The 25,354-nt window shown below is 40.7% G+C and carries 27 protein-coding genes; 19 read left to right on the top strand and 8 right to left on the bottom strand.

The genetic code is table 11. The features are described from left to right. The first annotated feature begins 19 nt into the window (after window positions 1–19). The 6 genes from ACOQON_RS10430 to ACOQON_RS10405 all read left to right on the top strand — a co-directional run bounded on the left by ACOQON_RS10430 (window position 20) and on the right by ACOQON_RS10405 (window position 3,424). Window positions 20–511: a heavy-metal-associated domain-containing protein gene (locus ACOQON_RS10430; RefSeq protein WP_420575382.1), complete on the top strand. Its 492-nt coding sequence runs from the start codon at window positions 20–22 to the stop codon at window positions 509–511. Window positions 512–524: 13 nt separating this feature from the next. Next, window positions 525–1,160 carry a class I SAM-dependent methyltransferase gene (locus tag ACOQON_RS10425; protein WP_420575381.1) on the top strand — a complete coding sequence of 212 codons (636 nt, stop codon included), beginning with the start codon at window positions 525–527 and terminating at the stop codon, window positions 1,158–1,160. 7 nt (window positions 1,161–1,167) lie between these two features. Beyond that, window positions 1,168–1,386, top strand: a complete 219-nt coding sequence (locus ACOQON_RS10420) for a GDCCVxC domain-containing (seleno)protein (protein WP_420575380.1) — start codon at window positions 1,168–1,170, stop codon at window positions 1,384–1,386. Beyond that, entirely contained in the window at window positions 1,387–2,130 is a 744-nt protein-coding gene (locus ACOQON_RS10415; protein ID WP_420575379.1) for an AraC family transcriptional regulator, read from the top strand. Between the two features lie 65 nt (window positions 2,131–2,195). Beyond that, window positions 2,196–3,041 carry a sterol desaturase family protein gene (locus tag ACOQON_RS10410; RefSeq protein ID WP_420575378.1) on the top strand — a complete coding sequence of 282 codons (846 nt, stop codon included), beginning with the start codon at window positions 2,196–2,198 and terminating at the stop codon, window positions 3,039–3,041. Then, complete coding sequence (locus tag ACOQON_RS10405) at window positions 3,038–3,424, top strand: DUF2147 domain-containing protein (RefSeq protein ID WP_420575377.1); 387 nt, start codon at window positions 3,038–3,040, stop codon at window positions 3,422–3,424. The genes ACOQON_RS10410 and ACOQON_RS10405 overlap by 4 nt, the downstream gene beginning before the upstream one ends. Window positions 3,425–3,533: 109 nt before the next feature. Here ACOQON_RS10405 and ACOQON_RS10400 read toward each other — a convergent pair whose 3' ends face one another. Next, entirely contained in the window at window positions 3,534–3,908 is a 375-nt protein-coding gene (locus ACOQON_RS10400; protein WP_420575376.1) for a hypothetical protein, read from the bottom strand. Between the two features lie 718 nt (window positions 3,909–4,626). Between ACOQON_RS10400 and ACOQON_RS10395 the strand changes: the two genes are divergently transcribed. Next, the gene (locus tag ACOQON_RS10395) at window positions 4,627–5,919 is read left to right on the top strand and encodes an MBG domain-containing protein (RefSeq protein ID WP_420575375.1); all 1,293 of its coding nucleotides are present in this window, start codon (window positions 4,627–4,629) and stop codon (window positions 5,917–5,919) included. Here ACOQON_RS10395 and ACOQON_RS10390 read toward each other — a convergent pair. Next, the gene (locus ACOQON_RS10390) at window positions 5,892–6,068 is read right to left on the bottom strand and encodes a hypothetical protein (protein WP_420575374.1); all 177 of its coding nucleotides are present in this window, start codon (window positions 6,066–6,068) and stop codon (window positions 5,892–5,894) included. The genes ACOQON_RS10395 and ACOQON_RS10390 overlap by 28 nt on opposite strands. A gap of 249 nt (window positions 6,069–6,317) precedes the next feature. Between ACOQON_RS10390 and ACOQON_RS10385 the strand changes: the two genes are divergently transcribed. Continuing rightward, the gene (locus tag ACOQON_RS10385) at window positions 6,318–6,452 is read left to right on the top strand and encodes a hypothetical protein (RefSeq protein ID WP_420575373.1); all 135 of its coding nucleotides are present in this window, start codon (window positions 6,318–6,320) and stop codon (window positions 6,450–6,452) included. 208 nt (window positions 6,453–6,660) lie between these two features. Here ACOQON_RS10385 and ACOQON_RS10380 read toward each other — a convergent pair whose 3' ends face one another. Then, window positions 6,661–7,563 carry an IS3 family transposase gene (locus ACOQON_RS10380; protein WP_420575372.1) on the bottom strand — a complete coding sequence of 301 codons (903 nt, stop codon included), beginning with the start codon at window positions 7,561–7,563 and terminating at the stop codon, window positions 6,661–6,663. A 26-nt stretch (window positions 7,564–7,589) separates the two neighbouring features. Next, on the bottom strand, window positions 7,590–7,976 hold the full coding sequence (locus tag ACOQON_RS10375; RefSeq protein WP_420575371.1) for a hypothetical protein: 387 nt from the start codon (window positions 7,974–7,976) through the stop codon (window positions 7,590–7,592). A gap of 358 nt (window positions 7,977–8,334) precedes the next feature. Between ACOQON_RS10375 and ACOQON_RS10370 the strand changes: the two genes are divergently transcribed. The 11 genes from ACOQON_RS10370 to ACOQON_RS10320 all read left to right on the top strand — a co-directional run bounded on the left by ACOQON_RS10370 (window position 8,335) and on the right by ACOQON_RS10320 (window position 22,321). Continuing rightward, window positions 8,335–9,699 carry an ATP-binding protein gene (locus tag ACOQON_RS10370; protein ID WP_420575370.1) on the top strand — a complete coding sequence of 455 codons (1,365 nt, stop codon included), beginning with the start codon at window positions 8,335–8,337 and terminating at the stop codon, window positions 9,697–9,699. 1 nt (window position 9,700) lies between these two features. Continuing rightward, entirely contained in the window at window positions 9,701–10,708 is a 1,008-nt protein-coding gene (locus ACOQON_RS10365) for an O-methyltransferase (RefSeq protein ID WP_420575369.1), read from the top strand. Window positions 10,709–10,726: 18 nt separating this feature from the next. Continuing rightward, window positions 10,727–11,944, top strand: coding sequence for a DNA cytosine methyltransferase (locus ACOQON_RS10360; RefSeq protein WP_420575368.1), 1,218 nt, complete (start codon window positions 10,727–10,729; stop codon window positions 11,942–11,944). A gap of 286 nt (window positions 11,945–12,230) precedes the next feature. Next, window positions 12,231–13,808: a 7TM-DISM domain-containing protein gene (locus ACOQON_RS10355; RefSeq protein ID WP_420575367.1), complete on the top strand. Its 1,578-nt coding sequence runs from the start codon at window positions 12,231–12,233 to the stop codon at window positions 13,806–13,808. Window positions 13,809–13,911: 103 nt separating this feature from the next. After that, complete coding sequence (locus ACOQON_RS10350) at window positions 13,912–14,124, top strand: response regulator transcription factor (protein ID WP_420575366.1); 213 nt, start codon at window positions 13,912–13,914, stop codon at window positions 14,122–14,124. 92 nt (window positions 14,125–14,216) lie between these two features. After that, window positions 14,217–14,573 carry a hypothetical protein gene (locus ACOQON_RS10345; RefSeq protein ID WP_420575365.1) on the top strand — a complete coding sequence of 119 codons (357 nt, stop codon included), beginning with the start codon at window positions 14,217–14,219 and terminating at the stop codon, window positions 14,571–14,573. A 136-nt stretch (window positions 14,574–14,709) separates the two neighbouring features. Next, the gene (locus tag ACOQON_RS10340) at window positions 14,710–15,198 is read left to right on the top strand and encodes a hypothetical protein (RefSeq protein WP_420575364.1); all 489 of its coding nucleotides are present in this window, start codon (window positions 14,710–14,712) and stop codon (window positions 15,196–15,198) included. Between the two features lie 104 nt (window positions 15,199–15,302). After that, on the top strand, window positions 15,303–17,150 hold the full coding sequence (locus ACOQON_RS10335; protein ID WP_420575363.1) for a tetratricopeptide repeat protein: 1,848 nt from the start codon (window positions 15,303–15,305) through the stop codon (window positions 17,148–17,150). Continuing rightward, the gene (locus tag ACOQON_RS10330) at window positions 17,147–17,881 is read left to right on the top strand and encodes a LytR/AlgR family response regulator transcription factor (protein ID WP_420575362.1); all 735 of its coding nucleotides are present in this window, start codon (window positions 17,147–17,149) and stop codon (window positions 17,879–17,881) included. The genes ACOQON_RS10335 and ACOQON_RS10330 overlap by 4 nt, the downstream gene beginning before the upstream one ends. 99 nt (window positions 17,882–17,980) lie before the next feature. Continuing rightward, on the top strand, window positions 17,981–19,444 hold the full coding sequence (locus ACOQON_RS10325; protein ID WP_420575361.1) for a T9SS type A sorting domain-containing protein: 1,464 nt from the start codon (window positions 17,981–17,983) through the stop codon (window positions 19,442–19,444). Window positions 19,445–19,720: 276 nt separating this feature from the next. Beyond that, entirely contained in the window at window positions 19,721–22,321 is a 2,601-nt protein-coding gene (locus tag ACOQON_RS10320; protein WP_420575360.1) for an Ig-like domain-containing protein, read from the top strand. Between the two features lie 8 nt (window positions 22,322–22,329). On the opposite strand, the gene ACOQON_RS10315 is transcribed toward ACOQON_RS10320, so the two are convergent. From ACOQON_RS10315 to ACOQON_RS10300, 4 genes are read right to left on the bottom strand one after another with little or no spacing between them, the layout of a single operon-like run. Beyond that, on the bottom strand, window positions 22,330–23,151 hold the full coding sequence (locus tag ACOQON_RS10315) for a S1 RNA-binding domain-containing protein (protein ID WP_420575359.1): 822 nt from the start codon (window positions 23,149–23,151) through the stop codon (window positions 22,330–22,332). A 24-nt stretch (window positions 23,152–23,175) separates the two neighbouring features. Further along, complete coding sequence (locus tag ACOQON_RS10310; RefSeq protein ID WP_420575358.1) at window positions 23,176–23,931, bottom strand: tetratricopeptide repeat protein; 756 nt, start codon at window positions 23,929–23,931, stop codon at window positions 23,176–23,178. Further along, entirely contained in the window at window positions 23,928–24,584 is a 657-nt protein-coding gene (locus ACOQON_RS10305) for a 3-oxoacid CoA-transferase subunit B (RefSeq protein ID WP_420578687.1), read from the bottom strand. Before ACOQON_RS10305 ends, ACOQON_RS10310 begins: the two co-directional genes overlap by 4 nt. Next, complete coding sequence (locus tag ACOQON_RS10300; protein ID WP_420575357.1) at window positions 24,584–25,282, bottom strand: CoA transferase subunit A; 699 nt, start codon at window positions 25,280–25,282, stop codon at window positions 24,584–24,586. Before ACOQON_RS10300 ends, ACOQON_RS10305 begins: the two co-directional genes overlap by 1 nt. Between the last annotated feature and the right edge of the window lie 72 nt (window positions 25,283–25,354).

Genomic DNA, 25,354 nt, shown 5'->3' with positions numbered 1-25,354 from the left:
ATTTTAAAAACAGAAGAAAATGAAAAGATTAGGAATAATAGCATTGTTGACAATTTTTAGCTTGAGCGGTGTAATGGCTCAGTTGGTCAAAGTAGATCAGGAGGTTTTTGGAATGGATTGTGCTCCTTGTGCCTATGGCCTGGAGCGTGGACTTAAGAAAATGGATGGACTGGAAAGTGTAAGAGTAAGCCTCAATGACGGCAAAGCCTATCTTACGCTTGCTGCCACCAATGAACTGACCTTGCAAAAAATCCAGGAAGAAGTGAAGAATAATGGATTTTCAGCCAGAAATGCTGAAGTTACGTTAAAAGGAGAATTACAGAAAGAGCGAAATGTATGGAAAGTTAAGGTTAATGGAGAAATATTTATAGCGAGTGCTGATACTTCAGGTGACGTACTAACAAAGCTCAAACCTGGTAAGATTTGGATCAAAGGGTTTGTAAAAGATGAGGAGGATGGTGAGATAACTGGTATATGGGAAATCAGAATTATTGAAGTATTAAAATCTTAATAAAGCCAAGGAAATGGAAAATTTTGACAGAAAAAAACATTGGGAAGATATCTATCAGTCAAAGCAGTTGAATGAGGTAAGCTGGTTTCAGCCAACCCCGAAAATATCTTTGGATTTCATAAAACAACTCAACGTACCCAAGAGTGCTAAAATTATTGATATTGGTGGTGGAGATAGTTTCCTGGTTGATCATTTGCTTGGCATGGGGTATCAGGACATTACGGTGCTGGACATTTCTGAATCAGCCCTTACAAGGGCAAGGAAGAGGCTTGGTACTCTTGCCGATAAAGTGAAATGGATAGTGGCAGATGCTGCGACTTTTGTAGCAGCCGGACAATACGACTTCTGGCACGACCGTGCAGCCTTCCACTTTCTGACGGAAGAACAAGATATTGCGAGCTACTTGGAAAATGCACAAAGAAGTATAAAGCCAGACGGAAGGCTTGTGCTAGGCACTTTTTCAGAGCAAGGCCCACAGAAATGCAGTGGGATAGAAATCAAACAATATTCAGAATCAACTATGACCGCCCGCCTCCGGAAATTTTTTGAGAAAATAAAATGTATAACGGTTGATCATAAAACACCCTTTGATACCATTCAGAATTTCACCTTTTGCAGTTTTAGGAAATTACCGATAGATCCTATTTAATACTGAAATGGAAAAAGAAATTACACTCGAATCGACCATCACTTGCACCAACCGTGGGCATCAGAAGGGAGAAACCATACCAACCGATGCATGCCAGTATTTCTACGAATGCTGTCATGAAGTTTTGAAACCAAAAGAGGGTGACTGTTGTGTGTATTGCAGCTTTGGAACAAACCTTTGCCCGCCCATTCAGGATGGTGGAAACTGTTGTGGAAGAAACAAATAAATGAATCCATTCAAAATTTATTTCCAAAATGGGATTGGGGTCTATACCGGTAAGGTGGTAGAAACAAAACCACACAGCCACCATGCCACCGAGATCATTTATGGCTTGGAGGGAAGTTTCAAGGTGGCTGATGCTCAAAATAATGAAAATGAATACAGACTGTCGCTGATACCTCACGATATCAAACATCGATTCATTAATACATCAAACATCACCCCAATTTTCATTTATTTGGATCCGTTTCATTATTTGTCACGGCAGCTTGAGAGGAGCTATTCGTTAAATAAGGTAATTGTAGGGGTTGACAATTTGCATCGGTCATCAACCATGAACGACATTCGTTCCTGGGCTCTCGGGAGTGACGTAGATATTATTGTCCTAATCACACAACTTATCCATGATTTAGCAGGGTATGCTTCCCATACCATCACCATAGATAATAGGATTGTAGAAAGCACGGAACACATCAGGAATGCACTACATGATGGAATTAGCCTGGCTGATATTGCTGAAAAAGTTCATCTCTCAGAAAGCAGGTATGCTCATCTGTTTAAAGAACAGGTTGGAATCCCATTTCGAAGATTTGTGTTATGGACAAGGCTGCAAGCAACTGTTGAAGCTATCATGAATGGGAAATCTTTTACGTCTGCGTGCTATGTGGGTGGTTTTGCTGATCTACCTCACTTTTCAAAGACCTTTGTGGACATGTTTGGGGTTTCACCCTCCAGTGTGTTGAAAGCTTAGCAGGTTTATACAAGCTATCAATATTCGAACTTTTCATTTTTGCAGACTACTAAAGGTACGCAGATATGAAAAAATTCTTTCAATTCAGCATCTATCCGGTTTTTATGATCTCTGCATGGGGCCTGATCCTATGGGCTATGCAAACAGGTATAAATCAATACTTGGCTACAATCCCTATCATTGCACTCTTCGGTGTAATTGCTCTGCTTCTGGAGAGATTCATGCCCTTTGAAAAAGAATGGGTAAATGGAACAGATTGGAACCTTGATTTCACCTACTACATCATTAATTATTTAATCAAAGTGTCTGCTCAGTTTAGCTTTATTTGGCTATCAACGTATGTTGTTTTTTTTGATTGGTTCCCCACTGATTTACCCTTTTGGGCGCAGGTGCTTTTAGCCCTAACGATCATAGATTTTTTCTTGTTCTTCGTTCATTGGCAGAGTCACAAGTACCAATGGCTCTGGAAACTGCATTCTATCCACCATAGTTCAGAACGTTTATACTTTTTGAATGGAGAAAAACGCCACGCCATCCATCAGATTTTAGAGGGTGGACCCGGAATCATTGTATGTCTATTAATTGGTGTTCCTCAGCCCGTTGTAGTAGCGGCATTGGCACTTCTAGCTATCAACATGATGATGCAGCATACCAATCTTGATTACAAGGCAGGGATATTAAAGAAATTTTTCTGCGTAGCAGAGTTGCACCGTTGGCACCATCGTGCAGATTATAAGGATGCACAGGTAAACTATGGTGCCTGGCTCACGCTTTGGGATTACCTCTTTAAAACCAATTATGATGATCCAAAGATTTATGACTCAAAGGGTATTGGTGAAATTGGTATTAAGGAAGAGCCGGATTATCCTAAATCCTACATAACTCAAATGATTTATCCCTTTAAGAAATGAGGATCAAACTGAATTCTATATTGCTTTTTTTTCAAATAGGTCTAACTATTAATGTAATAGCTCAAAAAGGCCCAGATAGCATTGTTGGGAATTGGGTTTCGTCCGATGGTGTCAGGACTGTGCGCGTATACAAAGAAAAAGATAAGTACAAGGCTGATATTATTAAGTCCAATAATCCAGAAGAGACGGGGAAACTGATCCTTTGGAATCTTGTTTATGATCTTGAATCCAGGGAATGGAATGATGGAAAAATCCAGCTACCTGGTATGTCACATGAAGTGGATTGCTTTATTGAAATGAATAAAAAAGACACCATGAAAATAACGGGGTACCATGGTTGGCGAATCTTTGGGTCATCTGAGGTATATATCAAAGAATTATAGTTTAGATTTTTTTATTTGTTTCAGGGAGACATAGCTGGTATTCAAGCCCTATAGTTATGTGCGGAGGTGTGTGGTTTGACAAAGGAACGTGTAATTCAAAATGTCCTTCTCATTGATCTTTAATTGTTTCTTTATCTATTCCATAGTAGTGCTTTATGATGATCTCTACACTCTTTCCGCTGATTTCTAAAGCGGACTTTGGAGAGATTCTTTTCTTACAACAAAGGGATATAATGGTTTTGATAGCTATATGAGAAGTGATTATTCCCCATTTGGGAACGTACTCATAAGATTTATTTCCTGATACTGATTTGATCAATTCCACTTGCTTGTTGATGCCAGCTTTTTTACAGGCTTCTTTTATGTAGGCGTTAAATTTTTGATCTGATAGAGTGGGAAGTTCATGGTTGTATTTATCAAGAATCTGTATTTGTCTTTGAGTTAGCGGCACAAATAGATCTTTCTTATTCTCATAGGCTCTCATTTCAATAGAACCATCATGAATGTGATTTTTTTAGCCTTTGCAAGTCAGAATAGCTCAGGCCTGTGTAACAGTTTAATACAAAGACATCTCTAACCTTTTCGCATCTTGCTTCCTTAAAGGTGAAGGTTGCCAATTGATTGAGTTCTTCGATACATTACGGATATTCTTGTTCAAATTCGTCACGGAATATTCACTTAAACTCCACTGCAGAATCGGCTGGATGTCCCACTCAATTCCGCTGCTCATTTCGCGCTCTCTTTTGCTCACCCAATTCACCACCGAATTTGCTTAGCGAAATTTCACTTATCTGCTCAGCCAATTCGCTCTTAGGAGAGAGCGAAAAGATAGCGACTTCACCCAGCCAAATCTATTGTATGTATGCTAGCCAGAATGAACAAATCTTATTTGGTTCTTTTCGTGTAAAAACGTCAGGATCAAGTAGTGAATAAAGTACTACTTTTTTATTTTTTACAGTAACGATATGCAAGATCAAACTGAAATTATTTGCTCGTTTCGCTCAAGATCTGCTTTCTTTTTTTTCGTTCATTTTGCTAGCGAATTTTGCTTCTCTTTCGCTACCGAAAATTCGCTGCTCGGCCGCTCTTGTTTTCGCTATCAGTTTGCTTAATTCCGCTCATCAGATTTTGGTGAAATGTGATGCCTCAGTAGGTCAGGTTTGGTAAGCCATTTCGGTGCAATCATTGGCATAGTTCTGTCAATGAACTATTCTAATAATAAAGAATCTAATTCTGAGAAGCTCAGGAAGATTCAGGCAGAACTCGACGATCTATATTCTAAAGGAAAGCTGAATGTTGAGTACAAAGTTCTGGCTATCGACATGGTTCCAAAGAAGGGTACGATAGTAAAACTTAAATGTTTGTTATGTGATATGGTGAAGGAAAGGAAGCTAGCCCATATTCGAAATCGTCCAGATAAAGGTGGGTGCATCTGTAAGCGAAAGCATACAGAGAAGAAGATCTTAAAGAAGCTCCAGAAAGTACTCGGAGACGATTATGTCGTAAAAATGGTATTTAGAAAGCAAACAACTTCAGATGAAGCCAAGTACACCAAGAAACCTTTTCATGCACATATCTATGATAAGAAGTGGAGGTGTACGCACCGAGATGTAAATGTGAACAACATCTTTAGCAAGGGAACTCTACCTATGACCTTTAAGAGAATTCATGATAAGGAAGTCTCCTCTTCTGTGGAATCTCTTTGGCAATCGCTTAAAGTAAAATTTGTTGCTCGTCCACAGAGACTCTTAAAAAAAGGAGGGAAGAAACCGTACTGTCAGAGCATGATTTTCCCTTTCGTGAGATGTACAAACTGTGGTGAGGAATATTTCAAAAGGTTTTCAAGGTCTAAGAAAACAACACGCACATTCTGCTGTGGGCTAGGGGGTACGACAGGGAAACGTGAAGATTTTATAAAGAGGTGCAAACGAAATGAAGGCAAGGGATTGCTTTACTTCTGCTACCTGCGACATCCATTAGGGTTTGAATATATCAAGCATAAAGCGGGTCTTATTGTGACAGCTGATGATAAAACAAGGCCTTATGGCAGCTTCAACCCGGATTTAACAAAAACCTACATGGGGTTTGTTTATGATGAAACTGAAGAAGATCTGACTGAGGTTCCAATCGTTTATACCCCCGCTTTATCTACAAGCCCCCCGGGAACGTACCCCATAGAGCTTTACGGAGGAGCTGCGGATAATTATGAGATCAGTTTGATCAATGGAGTACTCACCATTGAAGATGCATTGGGGTTGCTAAACAATGAGGCATTAATTACTGTGTACCCCAATCCTGCCGCCGATTATTTCACGCTTTCAGATTTCAATTCTGAGTTAGATGAACTGAAAATATATGATTCTAAAGGCGCCTTAGTACATATGTATGATCAGAAGCAGGATAAATATAATGTAGCTCATCTGAACAAAGGCGTGTTTTTAATCATGATCAAAGCAGGTGATGGTAATTATATACATCGCCTGATAAAAAAATAGCGCCTTTCAAGCTCGGATAGCTGATCCTTTTTGGCTTCTTCCGGGTCTGCGTCAAACGTGGTAAAATCCGGAAGATCCTCTTCCAGGTAGCTTAATACATTGCTGCCATACTGGGCGAGCACATCATCAGAGTAATTGTAATCTCTCATAGTTTTAGTGAGTATAATTTATAGTGTGAAAAAAATGATTTACTAACAACGCATTGTAATAATCGCTAAAATAGTATTTTATTGTAAATACGTTATTCGCAGATCAGATTATTTTACACACCGCTTAGTTACCGGCAAATCCTTGTAGGTATCACCAACTATCTTGTAGGTATCATCAACTATCTTGTAGGTATCATCAACTATCCTGTAGGTATCACCAACTATGTTGTAGGTATCACCAACTATCTTGTGGGTATCATCAACTATGTTGTAGGTATCACCAGCTATCTTATAGGTACCACCAACTATCTTGTAGGTATCATTGGCTATGTAGGAGGTATCACCAACTATCTTGTAGGAATCATTGGCTATGTCCCGTCCTAAAATAAGTTGACAGGTTTTACATTAATTCTAAATGTGGTTTACAATGATAAACCATAATCCTAATTGTACTTTACCAGCATTACTGTAATCCTGGGATAAGTAGACAGGCTAAGATCTGGTCCTGTTTTAGGTTGTCATCTTATTCGTTAATCCTTCATTCTATTGTCATGGGTTTATGTAATCCTTTAATTGATTGACAGTCATTTTATTAATCCTGATCAGTCTTTACACTTACTTTTTTAGTACTGGATTTGATTGACAACTCCTCTGCTTCGTCCTGACTCCAGTTGTCAGCTCCATGTGCCTGCTCAGGTGTTTGGCCCTGCAGACTGAGGTGAGGACGCCTGGTGTTGTAGGAGGCTACTGCTACTTCAACCAGCTGCCTGGCTTTTTCTTCACTATCGATGGCCTTACACAAGTCATACTCCTGTTTGAGGATCCCGTTGATCCGCTCGGCCAGTGCATTTTCATGCGGGCTACCCTTAGAAGCCATACTGATGGCTATACCCTGGGTTTTGAGCTGGTTCACATACATATGCGAGCAGTATTGCACGCCCTGATCACTATGATGGATGAGCTTGCGATGGGGATACTCCCGGTTGCCAATGGCCATCAGTAAAGCTTTGAGCGAACCTTCTACCGAAAGGTCTTCGTGAAGCCTGTAGCCCATGATCTTGCGGGAGTGTGCATCGGTAATGAGATTGAGATACATGAAGCGATCTTTGACCTTCACATAGGTAATGTCGCTGACCCAAACGTGTTCTGAGTGCTTAATATCCACGCTTTTGACCAGATTTGGGTAGCGACGGAAGCCGTGGGTGCTGTCGGTGGTACGGGGTTTTCTTCTGTACCTGCGACGAACTTTTAATCCATAGCTGTCCATAATATCGAACAATTGGTCTCTGCCTACACTCATCCCTTGTTTACTCAATTGTTCATTGAGCAGGGGAAGTAGCTTTCTTGATCCCAGGCGTTGATTACCAACGCGTGCTCTGATTTCTGTTACTAATTCCGCCACAATGGTGTAGAAGGCAGCTCTATCTGTGCTGCGTTGGTGGCCTTTGTAATAGGCCTGTCGGCTAAATCCAAGCAATTGACACAGGTACGCCATGCCTCTGTCAGGATGTAAGGCCCGCATTATTTCGACTGCTTGGATTCTGGCTTTTTTCGGATATCGATGTTGAACTGATCCTCTGCCACATCAATGAGCGTCTCCAATGCAGCGACCTTCATGGTAGCCAAGTCTAAGGCCTTTTTAAGTGCCTCAACCTCTTCTTCGGAGGTAAGTTTTCCTTGTTGCTGCTTCTTTGTCACTTGATCTAAGATAGGATAATATCCCAATCGATTCAATAAATCTCGCTTTATACTCCACAAGCTGCCCGATGGAATACCGTGCTTTCTAGAAATAAATGTATCACTCTCCTGATTGGCTATAAGATCATCTATCACTTTTAACTTGAAGGCTATTCGGTACTTACAACTCTTGTACTTTCCTATGTCGTTCTGTGCTAACTCTGTTTTCATTTTTGACACTGTTTTGTGTCAACCTATTTCAGGACGTGACCCTATGTAGGAGGTGGATTAGCTAGGTTATCTTGGTGATCCCACGTTTCGGTGAGAATGGAAAGTGTGATGGCAAAGAGAGCATACGGGCACAAGTGGACACTTACGCCAGTGAGGGGGTGCACTAGCTAATGTATCTTAGTTTAAATTTGAATTGTATGGTTTTAAATTGATCGATTGACATTAGGTACTTATTTCCTAAATAATGGAATATATTTAAGAATGATTGAACTAGTTTCACTTAATGTTTTAAAAAAATGTGCTTGATTTGGAATTTTTGACATATATCTAAATTGTAGGCAAAAAAGGAAATCAATTAATGAAGGAATCAAATACGAAAGAACCCAGAGATTCTAAACTAATAAAGGCTTCACCAACTAAAGACTTATTCATTACTATGTTGGTCAGAGATTTAACTCTAAGAGATGCTATTGGTGACTTGGTTGACAATTCGGTAGACGCTGCGAAATCTATTTCAAACAATGGAAGCTATAATGATCTTAAAATTGACCTAACTGCTTCACCTGAAAAATTCATTATCGAAGATAATTGTGGTGGTTTCTCAGTAGATGTGGCTAGAAACTATGCATTTTGTTTTGGAAGGCCTTCAGGTTATCCTGAAACACCAGGGTCTATTGGAAGGTTTGGTATAGGTATGAAAAGGGCACTTTTCAAACTGGGAAGGAATTTTAGTGTTGAATCAACAACTACAAATTCATATTTCAAAATGTCTGTAGATGTTGATAAGTGGAATAGCGATAAAAATACCTGGGATTTTGAATTTGATGATTTTAAAGAAGGTGATGATGTGAAGTTTGATAAACAGAATACAGGCACAACAATAGTTGTTGAAAATCTTCGAGAAGATGTTATGAAACAATTTTCTGATCCCAACTTCATCAAGAAGTTGCGTAGCGAAATTGAACTAGAACATCTTTATGCAATTCATAAAGGATTAGAAATGAAGTTAAATGGCAAAAAGTTGAATGAGAGACATTTAGATTTCATAGACTCTGAGGAAATTAAACCAGGCTATTGGGAGCATTCATTTTATGATGGAAACCTTGATGTGAAAGTTTACTCAGGAATTTCTAAAGATGAAGGAGCTGAAGGCGGATGGTATATATTTTGCAATCACAGACTGATTGTCGGCCCTGATACAAGTTGGATTACTGGATGGACGGGACGAAAAGGAGATGGCGTTGCAGAATACCATGATCAGTTTCATCGATTCAGAGGTTACGTTTTTTTTGATGCGGAAAATGCTGAACTTCTTCCATGGAATACTACTAAAACAGGTATGGACCTAGATTCTCCAGTCTATAAAGCTGTTCGAATGCAAATGATTGAAATGATGAAGCCTGTTATGACTCTAATGAATATTTTGAAGAAAGAAAAAGAGGGCGATACTCCAGAAGATGAAAGGGTATTCAATAATTTAGTTACTTCACTGCGACCAGTACCGCTATCAGAAGTAATGACTGATGAAAATAAGCTTCCTGATAGCTTTTCATTTCCTACACCAGTTCCAAAGGAGAAGAAGACACAAAAAGGGACGAGAATTTTGTACTACAAACCCTCTGACGAGGTTAACAAAGTCAAAGAAAAACTAGGTATAACCTCCAATGCAGAGGTCGGAGAAAGAACATTTGAATATTTTGTTGATATGGAAATAGCTGATTAATATGTCCAAGAATCAAAGCAGCAGTTACGAAAAGATCAACTATAGTCTTCGACCCGGAAAGGCTATTGAAAGAAAAATATTCTGTGAAGCACTAGGGAAATTATCCCATTTTAGCAATTTTGAGAATTATAGATATATTGGATTTGGGTCAACATATTTCAGTGATTTTTCATTGATTCACAGAAGGCTGGGTATCAACGATCTGATTAGTATTGAAATGGACTCTGAAAACAGTGAAAGATTTGAATTCAACAGGCCTTTTTCATGTATCAGTACAATTTTCGAACATTCAAATGATGCCCTTCCACGGCTTAAATGGTCAGATCCAACAATACTATGGTTGGATTATGACTATAAGCTTGATAGGACAATGCTTCAAGACATTAATACTTTCTTCACAAGAGCGGTTCCGGGAAGTTTTTTTATCATATCCTTGAACATCAGGCCTGATGAATCTGATAAACTGGACGCTAAAAATCTGAAGAAACATAGAATTGAAAAGCTCACTCATCGAGTAGGTAGGGAAAAACTACCGGCTGACATTAATGAAAGAAACCTCGGTATAAAAGGTAATATTGATACTATTCATGAAATCATATCTGATCAGATAAACGAAATACTTCTCTCTAGGAATGGATTGATTGATGAAGATGAGGAGAAAATCAATTTTGAGCAAATATTTAATATCTACTACAGGGACGGTGTTCCCATGCTTACAATAGGTGGTATTATTTTTCAGTCCAAGCAAAGATTCATTTTTGATGCGGCTAAGTTTGATGAATACCCTTTTACAAGGAATGGGGCTGAACCTTTCGAAATCATTGTTCCCAGTCTGACATTTAAGGAAATATATACTCTTGATGAACTCCTTCCGGATCAGATCGATATGCAGGATGGAAAAATAAAAGAGGAGGCAAAAACCAATCTGCCTACCTTAAAACCAGAAGATATTAAAGAGTATTCGAAGATTTATAGGTATTTTCCAAGGTTTGCAGAGGCGAACTTTTAGGTAATGTTGGATTAAAAAATGCATAAAGTAATTGATTTGTTTGCTGGAGCTGGGGGTTTCGGTTTGGGTTTTAAACTTGCGGGATTCAATCATATAGGAAGTTTGGAAAAGGATTTATGGGCAGTTGAGACATTGAAATATAATAATCCAAGCTCAACTATAATACAGTCAGATATTAGAACGTACATTGATAAAGATCTTATTCTAGATGCTTTCCCTGAAAATCCTGATGTACTCATAGGCGGACCACCATGCCAGGGATTTAGTGTTGCTGGACCTCTTAAAGATCCGAAAGATCCTAGAAACTCATTGTTTAGGTTTTTCTCTAGATGGGTTGGGATACTTAAGCCTCCTGTCTTTGTAATGGAGAATGTAAAAGGTATTTTGACAAGAAGAAATTCTGAAGGAAAATATGTTCATTCAATAATTGAGGAAGTATTTAAGAATTACGGTTATAAAGTTGAAATATGGAAATTAAATGCAGTTGACTATGGAGTTCCGCAATCTAGAGAAAGAGTGTTTTTTGTTGGGAATATCTTCGGTAAGTCCATTGGTGAACCTGAAGTAACACATTCATTTGAATCGCATACTTCTACTAAAAAATTTATAACTGTAGGTCAGGCAATTTCTGATTTACCAGTTATTAATGCGTGTGAAGGAAATGAAGTTCAAGAGTATAATCAAAGCGCAAGTAATGAATATCAGACATGGTGTAGAATTGATTGTAATCAAGTTTTTAATCATGTTGCTATGAAGCATACAAGTAGACTCGTTGAAAGATTCAAACTGATACAGCAAGGAACATCAATTGATGAAATCGAGGATAAGTTTCAAGTAAGAAAACGGAACGGTAATGGGAAACTATCAAACAAGAAGTACAACTCCAACTATCGACATTTGATTGAGAATCAAGTTTCATATACTATTCCTGCACACTTTTATTCAACTTTTATTCATCCCAATATTCCAAGGAATATCACCGCACGAGAAGCTGCAAGAATTCAATCATTTCCAGATTCTTATATTTTTAAGGGTAAACGAACTCAAATATCAAGTAAACTGCTTAAGAAGCAAGGTAGAGATATTGAGGATAATCTTTCACAATACAACCAGATTGGTAATGCTGTTCCACCTTTATTGGCTAAAGCAATAGCAATCAGAATACAAAATTTTCTAGATGACCAATGTGAAAATGATACCGCTCGCAATACATTTTTAAAAGAAAACCCATTCTAAAATGATTTGACTAAGCATCTGTAAGGTGATTACCACCCATTTAGCACAATCCCCGCAGGTGCGCGTTTGCAACGCGTGCAACAGAAGTATCTACCTTTTGGTCATGACGGGATACCTTTCTAACCCTTGTCTAGCGCAATCCCCACCTACCGCAATCCCTCGCTTGTGCTTTTCAAGGAACAGCTCACCTCTTCTCATCCACTTTTCGACCAATCATTTTTCAAATCCTAAACATATTATCGGCCGGTGTGTTATTTTGCCATCGCAGAATGAAGCGTGCGTTTAGGTGTTCCAAAAAAGAGGTTTTCTATTAGCAATCATATGTGTATTTCTCTATGCTCCATTGAGTGCTCAGGTCACTTTAAATGGAGATGACCGCACGTATAAAATAAACCCTGACATCTCGGTCTACGCCACTCCGGATACCATCTCCGGGATAGAAGCCTGGAAGAGGATAAGCAATGGAAGTCTTGCATCCATTCCTCAAAAAGTAAACCCGGGAATCAGCAACTCCGCCTACTGGATCCGAATTTCCATTATCAATAACTCCAAAGAGTCACAGTTCTACCTGGAAGTGGACTATCCGCAGCTGGACTATCTGCAGCTTTTCAAAATTGCGAATGACTCTGTCGTTCCCCTTTATGAAACGGGTGATCGGTTCGTTTTCAGTGACCGTCCCATCATTTATCGAAATTTCACTTTCCCTATTTCCATTCCTCCGGGAGCGGAAGGCGAGTATCTTTTGAATATTGACAAGCGGCTGTCAGCCACACGCTTCCCAATGACGCTGTATGAGGATGCGGCCTTTTGGGATATGTACAATCGCGAGACCATCTTCTATGGTTTTTGCTTCGGGTTTCTGGCACTCGTCACTTTGCTGTCGCTCCTCATAGGCATTCGTCTGAAGCTGAATATTTTCTTCTGGTATGGGTTTTACATCCTTACCTTCGGCCTTAGGTGCTTCGCCAAACTGGGGTATGGTTATCAGTTCATCACCTCCGCCTATCCGGAATTCAACACGCACTTTTTCCCGTTCACCACACAGCTGTCCATGATCTTCCTGGTCATGTACATTCAGCGCTATTTCGATACTAAACAGCACATGCCGGCCTTCAACAAGGTGATGGATGCTGTGCTTTGGCTGTTTTTAATCAGCTCATTGGTCTGGGTTTTATTCCCCGGATTTATTGTAGCTGTTGCTCCTGTGTTAATTTCCATGCGATATGTCGTATTGGTGCTAACCATCATATTCGCCTATACAAGTGCAGTTAACCATCTCAGCATTGATGCTTTCAGGTCCAAAGTATTCCTGGTTGGATATTCTGTTTTTTTCCTCGGTGTGATCAGTCAGATATTGATTGAATACGGGGCAATCAGGTCTTCGCTGGTGCCCGGTGACATGCTTTTTGTCGGCTTCTTTATAGAGGTAGGGGTGCTTACTTATGCGATGGTGTATTTGATCTTTGGTATAATCAATGAAAAGAGCTCACTCGTAAGCACGAATAAGAAGCTGACAAAGATGGTAAATCAAATGGAGCAGGAATCAAAACGTGACAAACCTGCATACGTGGTTTTAAAGAGCAAAGCGGTGGTGGATCCCAGCAGGATACGCTTCATCCAATCAGATGATCATTACCTGGAGTTTCACCTTAGTGATAAAGCAAGACCAGAGGTGGATCGCAATAAATTGAGTGCAGTACTTGACATCCTTCCACCACAGTTTGTGCAGATCCATCGTTCCACCATTGTAAATCTAGAGCATGTGAAAACCATATACGGAAGCTACCTTTTGCTTAAGGATGGAGAGGAGCTGAAACTTTCACGTACCTATAAACCGAATTTAGAAGAGCGTCTGGCTAAGTAGCACCTGCATTTCGCGATAACCTTTGTGTCACTCACGACAAAAACTTGATATAACCGAATTAAGGGTACTTAATTAGGGGTATCAATAAAAGTTTAGCCTTAGTATGAGAGTTACAAAAAGTGTGATAGAGGATCAGCTTACCAATCGTGAAATTCAACTCATCCGTTGGTTGAGGAAGGGATATTCACGGAGTGAGATTGCCGATAAAATGGCCATGAGTGTGCACACCTATGATGGGTATCGTAAAAACATCAGAGTAAAACTTCAAATTAAAAGTCAGGCCGACTGGGCAGAAGTACTGATGCGGGTAGCATAATAGTAATATAAGAACCTTCTATTCGAACGATTTGGGCTAGTGTCTGTTTTGTAAGTAGGACTAATTGTTTAACTAACTAAAAACTCACAGACATGGAAGAAGCTAAAATACTAGACGAAGCAAATATTGATCACAAGAATAAGTATGAGGAGGCAATTAAGACTTTTGCAGATAAGCTGGAAGAGAAGATAAACTTCCTAAAAGGCAAAGCTGACAAAGTTGAGCACTCAGCCAAGGATACATACAATGAGAGAATTGAACTCCTGAAGCAAAAGCGAGAGGCCTTATCTAAGGAATACGAGAAAGTTAAAAATACAGGTGAAAACAAGTGGCAGGAAATTAAAGGCGAAGCGTCTGAGAAGGTAAAAGAAATCAGAACTGAAACAGAGACGGCCTACACTGGAATCCGTGACGGGTTTTCATATCTCTTTGGAAAGTTTAAGAATTAAAAATTACATATTTTGATGAGCCGACATTTTTGTCGGCTTTTTTTATGCATTTCAAAATGATCTTTTGAGGCCTCAAAAACATAAAATTCCTTTTTATATACTTGCCTTTTTTAGAAAAATCAAACCCTAAAATAAGATGAATAAAATACTATTGTTGATTTGTTTAGTAGCCGGAATAGGACTGGCTAAAGCCCAGGATGAAGCGTCATTCACAGATGAAGAGTTGACCAAATATGCAACCGTCATGGTGTGGGCCCAGATGGAAAAAGAACAAATGACTGAGACCTACAATGATTGGATCAATAATGATGAAACATTAGAGGCCGCACGATTTGTGAAAATCAAATCAGCAAACGGAGACTCATTGAAATTGCAGGAAATAAAAGTGACAGATGAAGAGATAGTTGCCTTCGAGCAAATTCAGGTAAACTACGATTCGATGACCGCTTCTTTCAAAGAAGTGTACGTTGGGAAAATCAAAGAAGACATTGGAGCAGGATTGTACAACCGACTGAAGAAAGCGATGCGAGGAGATGCGGATCTAAAAGCCAGATACCAGGCGGTATATGATGGGTTGATGAATGAGCAGTCTGCAACAGAAGAGGAGGACGAATCTGAAGAGTAGCACTACTTTTTAGCCAATGAATAGCGAACCTCATCCTGATCGATGAGGTTTTTTTATGGGTGAATTAATGATATTTAACTCTTCGGATCATTAATTTTATTACAATGAAACTCACCCTATACCTGTTGATGCTACAAATGGCGGTGGCTTTGGTTTCACAGTCTTTACAAGACACTGTGAAACTCCAGGATTTAATGGATCAGGCAGATTATTACTCGGATAGAAATTTTGACTCTTGTTATCTGTATTCCCAAAAGGCCGTATCTCTTGCTAAAGCGATAGGAAATGATAAGTGGCTGGGGCATGCCTACAATACACATGGGGATTACTTCTTAATGAAAACTGAGATTGACTCAGGCATCTTCTATTATAAAAAGGCAAAAGGTTTTTTTGAAAAATCAGGCTACATACGAGGTGAGTTAGATACGATGAACGGGATCGGATCCATGCTTTACAATGGCGGTAATTATCAGGAAGCACTGGATTATTTGATAGAGGCATTGACCCGGTTGCAAAAAGGCAACTACTCATTTGATCAACTGGAGGCCGCTTTGATGATAAACGTCGCACAAGTGTATCAAAACCTCAAAAACTATGAGAAATCTAACGAATACAATCAGGCTTCACTAGAGATTTTGCAAAGGCTGGGAAATGGTCCGGGCGTGGCAAGCGCAATGGGGAACATGGCTTTTAATTTGATTGAAATGGAGGAGTATGAGCAGGCCCTGGAGGTTGCCAATGAAGCCAAACAGATTTTTGGAGAGACCGACCTCATAATGGGGGTTGGGGCGTGTAATTACGTGATTGGCAAATCTTACCGAAACCTGCAGGATTTTGAAAAAGCGGAGACAATTCTGTTAGAAGCTTTGGGTCAGCTTAGGTCATACGGTGATCCATACCTAACGATATTAACACTGATAGATCTTGGTCGGTTATACAATGAAATAGACCAACTGGAGAAAGCTGAATTACATTTAGAGGAGGCACTCTCCCTTGCGAAAGAAAATACGCTAAAGCCGGAGCTCATTGATATTTTTCATGAGCTGTCAACACTCTATGAAAAATCCGGTGCTTTTGATAAAGCACTTTTTTATACCCAAGAACACTTTGCCATTCAGGATAGTCTATTCAATGAAAAGATAAGTGCCCAAATGGCAGAAATGGAATCTAAGTATCAATCTGATCGCAAGCAGCAGCTATTGGAAATTCAAGATCAACAGTTGGCTAAAGAGGCTACATTGAGAAATGCATTGATCGGAGGGGTGGTATTAGTGCTGATCATCTCAGGGTTGATCTATCGAAATCAGCGATTGAAAACAAAAGCGCTATCTGAAAAAGAAGCGTTGCTAAAGGAAATACACCACCGGGTGAAAAACAACCTTCAGGTTATTTCCAGCCTTTTGAACATGCAATCCAGAGGTACTGAAGACGAGGGGATGAAAGAGGCGATCAGAGAAGGGCAGGCCAGGGTAAAGGCTATGTCACTCATCCATCAAAAGCTGTATCAGAATGAAAACATCTCTGAGATAGACTTTGAAGACTACAGTCAGCAATTGTTAAGTCAATTGGATGCTGTATATAAAAAGGCTGAAAAGCAAGTGAAACATGCCATAGATGTTAAGGGAATATCGTTGGACATTGATACGGCTGTACCACTCGGTCTTATCCTAAACGAACTCATCTCCAATGCTTACAAATATGCATTTGATGACGTAGATGAAGGTGAACTGAAAATCACATTGGAACGAACAGATGATAAACACCTACAGCTTGAAGTGGCGGACAATGGCATAGGGTTACCTGCTGATTTCAATATTGATACAGCCAAATCACTTGGGCTAAAGCTGGTCAATATCCTGACAAAGCAACTAAAGGGTACCTTGCAGATTGAGCGAGGAACCGGAACGAGATTTTTAATTCAATTTTCTGAAATAAATCCTAAAGTCGCATGAGTAAGGTCAAACTGCTGATTGTGGAAGATGAGATGATCGTGGCGGAGGATATGCGTCAGATACTGGACGATCTGGGGTATGAAGTGGCAGGGGTGACTGGTGATCCGGCAGAAGCCAAAAGGTTGTTATCGGCAACCGAACCTGATATTGCTTTGATCGATATTACGCTTGGTGTAGATCAGCATGGCTTGGAGTTAGCCAAATATGTGAGGGATGAGATCAATATTCCATTCATCTTTTGCACCTCTCATGCCGATCAAAAAACCGTCAAAGAAGCAAGCGGGCTACATCCGAATGGATATCTGGTGAAGCCATTCGATGAAAATGACCTGTACTCATCCATAGAAGTTGCTCTTTCCAATTTCGCTGATAAGGAAGTAGGGAACAGTGAGAAAAACGAAAGCCTGATCATCGATGAATTTCTCTTTATCAAAGAGGGCAATCTGTATGTGAAAGTGTTGGTTAAGGACATTACTTATTTATCACCGGAAGGAAATTATACCAATATTCATATCGAGGGAGGAAAGAGATATGTTGTGAGATCCGCTCTGAAAGATTTCCATCAGCAATTGCCAGAAAATCAGTTTTTTAGAACCCATCGATCATACGTTGTGAATATTGAGAAAGTCTCTGCAATTAATTCAACCCAGGTGTTTATTAATGATGAGGCCATTCCACTGGGGAAAAATTACCGCGATGATCTATTGAATAGCATCAAGAGGCTTCATTGATCACTCCCTACATTTTATTCAGATACATAATAGGGCTGTTCATCCCAATTAATTGAAGCACCCTGTTAGGGCAGATAGCTTAGCTGAAAAGTGTCTGCCATGAGAAAATTCATTTTTGTTTTAATCGCGTCATTTGCCAGCAGTTTGGCATTTGGTGCTTTCCCTGAGATTGTCCAGCGTATAGACCGACAAAGATTGCTGGACGGATTTAGCCCATATAGCATTGATTTGAGTGAAGTATTTAGCGATCCTGATGGGCAAGTTCTTACTTATCAGGTAGAGAGAGGATGGGATGAAGTAATAACTGTGGCTATTGAAGGAGACCAGATGACCATCTCTCCAACGACCGGTCTTGGGGTTGCTAAAGTAACGGTTAAGGCTACTGATCCAGATGAGGAATCCAGTCAGTTTAGTTTCATCGTTCAGGTTACTGAACCTGACAATCAAGATCCTGTACTGGATAGTGCGATCCTCAATGTAACGGCCTATTACAATGATATGATGGGGGACTTTAGCTTCTATGCAGAAGTAGATGTTGATCAAAATTTTTCAGATCCGGATGGTGACAACCTTACTTTTAATGGAGATACAGACCTGAAATCTGCTGTAATTACCGTAGTGGATGGCAGCCTTCGGATAGCAAGTAGTAGTGGAGGTGGGGGTGTATTTGATATTTTCGTTAGAGCTCTTGATGGCAAGGGTGGAGTAGCGGTAGATACGTTTTTTATTCATACCTATTCTGACTTTGATGGTCCGTTTGTTCTCAACCCATTGCCACCACAATATCTGCAAAAGGGTTTTGAGTCTGAAGAGATTGATATAAGCAGAGTCATGTTCCTGGGTTCTTTGGAAGTGCTGGAAGAAGTGAGTGCAAGCGCTGCTGATGAGTCTATAGTGAAGGCCTCTTCCACCTATATGTATCATCCTACTACCGTCGTGGTGGAGGAGGAGGGCGCAGGTGAAACCGAAGTAACCATCAAATACCAATTCACCAGCTTTGCGATCGAGCATACTTTTTCAGTTGTAATAAATGCTCCTCCCACACTGGTTTCGTCGATTGAGAATTTATCTTTTGTAGAGGGGTTTGGTACAGCATCCGTTGATTTTCAAAGTGCTTTTACAGATGAGGATGAAGATGAATTGGTATTCGCAGCTGAATCATCAAATGAAGCTGCTGTGGAAGTGAGTATTGCTGAAGGACAGTTACTAATCACTGAAATGGGGTTAGGAGAATCTACCATTGAGATAACAGCAACAGATGGAAAAGGCGGGGAGCTGGTAGTTGATTTTGTGGTATCGGTGACAGAACCCCCACTGGCTGTGAACAATGGCCTAAATGATGTTCATGTGTTTCCCAATCCGTTCAGTGATCGAGTGAATATTAAAGGATTCCCTGAAGGGTTTCAATTTTCAGTCTATGCAACGGATGGAAGAGAATATTACTCACAGAATTCACAATCTGGCCGATCCATTGACCTTTCCCCGCTTGCTACCGGGCAGTACTTCATGAGGATAACTAACGGACGACAAACTAAAACCATCAAACTAGTGAAGAGCAACTAAGTGAAGCAGCTAAGGCAGACCCGATCAATTAGATTGATTGGTGGTGACCCTGATGAGAGATCGTCAGGGTTTTTCTGTGTTTAGTTAGAGAGTGTTCATCCCTTTGTCAGGCTCTTTTACATACATGATTTGACCAGTTATCCCTAAAGATGGAATCTGATTCTATCCATACCTAGCTTGATCGCTAAAAATATCTGCGAACCATCCATGCAACAAATTCCTACTCATGTCTGGATCGGGTGAATGCCTTTTTGAAATCTAAAATTTTGAAAGAAAATGAAAACTGCCTTAATCAAACTATCCTTTTGCATGATCACTTGTTTTTCTTTTACAATTACAAGTGCTCAATCCATTTACTATTCCCTGCTGCCAGATTTGACACAATTGACCTATTCTGGAGACCAGATTGACGTACGTACGCTTACAGGAACAACTAGCATAGGGTTTGTGTCATCTATTGAATTTGATGATGCAGGCAACAAAATGTTCTTTACAGATGGCACGTTGGATAATGTGTTTGAAACCAACCTTTCTTCACCTTATGATATAACATCTGCTACAGAAGTTACTAATACACTTTTTTTTGGCACTGTAGATGGTTTTGTAGATGATATGGAGTTTTCGCACGATGGACATAAACTCTTTCTTCTAGGGACGGCCGGCATCCACGAGTATAGTTTGAGTATCGCCTATGATATTGCCAACGCTTCTTTTGTCCAGTCGCGCGATTTTGTCAATAATTACAAAGGAATGCGCTTTAATGATAACGGCACCAAAATGTACTTGATTAGTGCAGATGAATTCATAAAAGAGTATACGTTATCGAGTGCGTATAACCTGACCAGTGCCACAGAGTCGTATGAACTGAATCTGGGTGCAACAGGAGAAACTAATGCACAGGACCTCTTTTTTTCAGCTGATGGATCAAAGATGTGGATAACAGGGGTCGTTCGTTCCAAAATATTTGAATATGAATTAGCCACCCCCTTCGGTTTATCTACTGCCACCCTAAAAGATGAATTTCTCTTTTCATCCCAGGAACCAACCGCTACCGGGCTTACTTTTTCCAAGGATAGGAAACACGCATTTATTTGTGGTGCCATCTCAAGGAAAATCAGCAGGTTTGACTTTGATCCGGCAGGTTTTCTAGAAACAGAAGATCCATCTGACCTTTCTGGTAAATTGGTGGCCTCCATTGCAGGAGGTAACTTCACAAATGCCGGCGCAACACTTAGCTTACTGGACGATTATACTTTACCAAATATCAGCTTCCTGAGCTCGTCATTTGATGTTCGTCAAAGTGGGAGACATGTAGTACTATCTTTGTCTGGAGAGATGGATCGCTACTTCGAGATAGACAATATTTCCTGCATAGAAGTATCATTTACTGACGAGGCTTTTTCTGGGTTAACTGCTGACGAAGTAACTAATTCCACAGCGTCAACAGGAATAGGAATTAGCTTTCGAAACAATCTCACAACTCTCATACAATCTAGTGTAGAGCCTGTCACAAACGATCCTGTTGTATACGCTACGGTTTACTTTAGTAGATCCATCCCCACTTTGTCGCCCTCAGACTTCATGGTAACGAATGGCTCTATTCAAAATATTTTAACTGCAGATGGCACAGAGTATGATATTGAAATCGTGCCCACCACCGATGGGAATGTATCAATATCTCTAGGTGATGGTGCTGTACAATCTGCTGAGGGATACTTGAATGAAGCCTCAAATGAGTTGATTTTTGAATATGACGCTACTCCTCCGCAAGCATCTATCTTCAGTAACCAAACGGGACGCACCAATGTAGCTTCCTTTGAAGTGGTTATTGATTTTGGTGAAGGTGTAGATGGATTTTCCTTGGAAAGTTTTGACGTACAGAATGCGACTGTAGACAATTTCTTCGAAGAAGATATCGGAGAATACATTGTCACCATCTCACCTCTCGATGAGGGGGAAGTCACTGTTTCAGTAGGAGATGGAGTCGTCACAGACGATGCGGGGAACGTTAATTTTGGCGATAGTTATCAAATAATTTATGATACTTCCGGTCCGATCATGGAGGTAACATCAGGAATTTCTTCCCCTACCAATGCGTCTGAATTAAGTGTAGAAATCCTTTTTGACGAAACTGTCTTTGACTTTACGACAGATGATTTGGAAGCAAGCAATGCCACACTGTCCGGTTTTACTTCCGTAATTGTGGGCATATCATATGAGTTGATCGTGCTGCCCACAAGTGATGGTGAGGTAGTTCTGAACTTACCTGCTGGACGAATAGCAGATGATTTAGGAAATACGAATAGCCATCATTCGTTTTCTATTGCAATGGTGGATTATACCTCTCCTGAGGTAAGCTTTACTACCGATTTTGGATCGGTTTCTACTTCAACCACATTTGTCATTGAAGCCACATTTTCTGAACCCATAGCTAACCTTGAAGCTGCTGATTTTGAAACCTCAGCAGGGTCAGTTGTAAGCGTCAATCAGTTATCAGCGCTTAGCTACGAGTTGAATATTGAATCAGAGGAAGGAACTGTATTTACACTGAGCATGAATGAGGGGGTAGTTTCTGATCTGGCGGGAAATGGGATAGTACCTGCATCCATCACCATCGAAGTGGAAAAAGCATTGGGATTGGAAAATAGATCGGCTATTCAGGTGTATCCGAATCCCGTAATGGATCAACTGAAGGTGTCTTTTAGGGATTCCAGAGAGGGGAAACTTGTACTCTATAATTTGGAAGGAAAAAAGGTATTGGATGTGCGAATTTTTAGTGAAAAAAAGGTGGACGTATCTCACTTACCTTCAGGACTATACCATGTAGTCTTGCTGGATGGTGAGCGTTTGTATCAATCAAAACTGTTGAAAAAGTAAAAGGTCGATTAAAGGAGCTTTAAGCCATTCGGTTGCAGGGAGATCAACTTTTTCTTATAAAGAATCCCCACTGACCGCTTGAAGTTCTTTTTACTCATCTGCAACAATGATTGAATCTCTTCTGGGTCACTTTTGTCGTGGAGTGGGAGGTAGCCATCATTCTTTTTCAGCTCATCCAGAATCTGTTGTGCCCCCAGTTCCAGGTTTTCTAAACCTTCTTTCCTGAGGCTGACATCTATTTTTCCATCAGGTCGGATGGTCTTTACAAAGCCCTTGATTCGGTCGCCTTCCAGTACATCATGGAAGAGATCGTTTTCATAGATCAGCCCTTTGTAGCGATTGTTTATTACGACATTTACACCCAGGTCAGTGGTGTTGGCAATGAGCAAATCCACTTCCTCACCTTCTTCAACTAATGGCTCGGTATCGAAGTATTTACCAACCTTAGCAGTAGCTGCTACACGATCCGTTTTTTCATCCAGAAATACATAGACCAGGCACCATTGACCTTTTTGTAGTTTGTTTTTTTGTTCACGGAAGGGGACCAGCAAGTCTTTATCAATGCCCCAGTCCAGAAAGGCACCTACATTTCCCGTGTCTTTCACTTTCAGGTAAGCGAACTGATTGACCTGAGCAAAGGGTTTTTGGGTGGTGCAGATAACCCGATCTTCAGAGTCCCGGTAGATAAACACCTTAACCTCATCACCCTTTCTGGTACCAACAGGGATATACTTGGTAGGTAACAATACATCCTCACGACCATCTGTGAGATATGCTCCCGGATCGGTCAGTCGATCTACTTTAAGTGTTTGGAAAGTGCCTATTTGCATAGCGCAAAAGTAGCTCCATATTTTTTAGATGTTTTTCAGAAGCCTGTTAGCTTCTTCAATGGCTCGTTTGTCTTCCAGGTACATCTCTGACCGTGGTTTTCTTTGAGACACCTCTTTAAAAAGGTTGATAGCTTCCGTTTCATCCCCCTTTTCCTTCAATGCTTCGGCATAGAGCTTTACATTGGTTGGGTTTTTTTCAGTTGTTTCATAAGCCAAACGCAGAAGTTGAAGTGCTTTTTCTTTGGATGGCCAGGTGAGGACAAGAGGCACCTTGGGTATTTTAAGATGCATACCTCCCAGTAGTCTTTTTGCCCCTGCCTCGGCAAACGTGCTGTCTTGTTGATCAACCTCCTTCAGGACGTTTCTCATCTCGTCAGTGATTCCTTCCTTGTGTGCCTTAATCATACTGATGGACTGTCCCCATCTTCCAAGATTTACTGCATAATAGTATTTGATGCCCACGTGATTGGGATTTGATTCAATGCTTTTCTTTCCTATCTCAACAGCCTCTTTGAAGATTTTTTCTTTGCGTTGATTGGAAAGACTGGTAAACGTTCCCTTAAATTCATAGGCACGCAAAAGAAGTGCTGTAGCATCCGGCTCATCCGCCTTAGACAAATGTCTGATAGCCCGATTGATAAATCGCTTTTTGGCAACCAGGCCGTTCGCCTTGTCTGCTCTTTGAGCGAAGAAGTTTTGTCCTTTCTCAAAGTGTGATTGACCACTAACCCAAAGGCTTATCAGTAAGAAGCACAGGAAGATTAGAGATTGTTGTTTCAAAGCTTCATCTCCGGTATATCACCATCAACAACCAATCTCCCAGCTGTGGCATTTTTGATTTCTTCTACAGAAACACCGGGAGCTCTTTCTCTTAGTTTAAATCCTTCCGGGGTTATATCCAGCACGGCTAGATTTGTGACAACTTTATTGACGCATTTCACACCTGTGAGGGGTAAGGTACACTCCGATAGTAGCTTTGATTCTCCAGCTCGGTTTGTATGCATCATAGCCACAATGATATTCTTGGCAGAAGCGACCAGGTCCATCGCACCACCCATGCCTTTCACCATCTTTCCGGGGATTTTCCAGTTAGCGATATCTCCCTGATCGGTTACTTCCATAGCCCCAAGTACAGTAAGCTGGACGTGCTGTCCTCTGATCATCGCAAATGAAGTGGAGGAATCAAAAATAGATGCTCCGGGTAGGGTAGTAACGGTTTGCTTACCCGCATTAATCAGGTCTGCATCCACTTGTTCCTCCGTAGGGAAGCCACCCATGCCGAGCAGTCCGTTTTCGGATTGAAACTCGACACTGATTCCCTCGGGGATATAATTAGCCACCAAAGTAGGGATACCTATGCCCAGATTTACATACCAGCCATCTTCCAGTTCCTGTGCGATTCGTTTCGCAATACCATCCTTATCAAGCATAATTATCCTTTTTTGATTGTTCTCTGTTCAATTCGTTTTTCGTATTTCTCACCCTGGAAGATTCGCTGTACAAAAATCCCCGGAGTATGGATGAAGTTTGGATCTAGCTCTCCCGGCTCTACTAGTTCCTCCACTTCTGCAATCGTGATTTTTCCTGCCATTGCCATCGGTGGGTTAAAATTCCGTGCGGTTCCTTTATAGATCAGGTTGCCCGCTCGATCACCTTTCCAGGCTTTGACGATAGCGAAATCAGCCGTAAGTGCTGATTCGAGAATGTGTGGTTTACCGTTAAACTCTCGTACTTCTTTGCCTTCTGCAACCTCTGTTCCATATCCTGCTGGGGTGAAGAAAGCTGGGATGCCGGCACCACCTGCTCTGCATCGTTCCGCTAATGATCCCTGCGGGATAAGATCCACTTCCAGTTCTCCGCTAAGCATTTGGCGCTCAAACTCAGCGTTTTCTCCTACATAGGAAGAGATCATTTTCTTGATCTGCTTTTTCTGGAGTAAAAGTCCCAGTCCAAAATCATCAACCCCGGCATTGTTCGAAATGCACGTCAGTCCCTTGATATTGGCTTTGACGAGTGCAGCGATGGAGTTTTCAGGGATGCCGCAAAGCCCGAACCCTCCAAGCATCAGGGTCATATTGTCTTCAATTCCGCGGATGGCTTCTTCCGCATTGGCTACTACTTTATCAATCATGGTTTGAAGTTATGGCGAATGTGCAAATTAAAAAAGCCACCCACAGAATTGTAGGTGGCTTGATCAAATATT

The organism is Ekhidna sp. (genome assembly GCF_965221965.1).
Lineage (GTDB): Bacteria > Bacteroidota > Bacteroidia > Cytophagales > Cyclobacteriaceae > Ekhidna.
The sequence above is the reverse complement of the archived record's forward strand: the minus strand, read 5'-3'. Positions and strand labels throughout refer to the sequence as shown.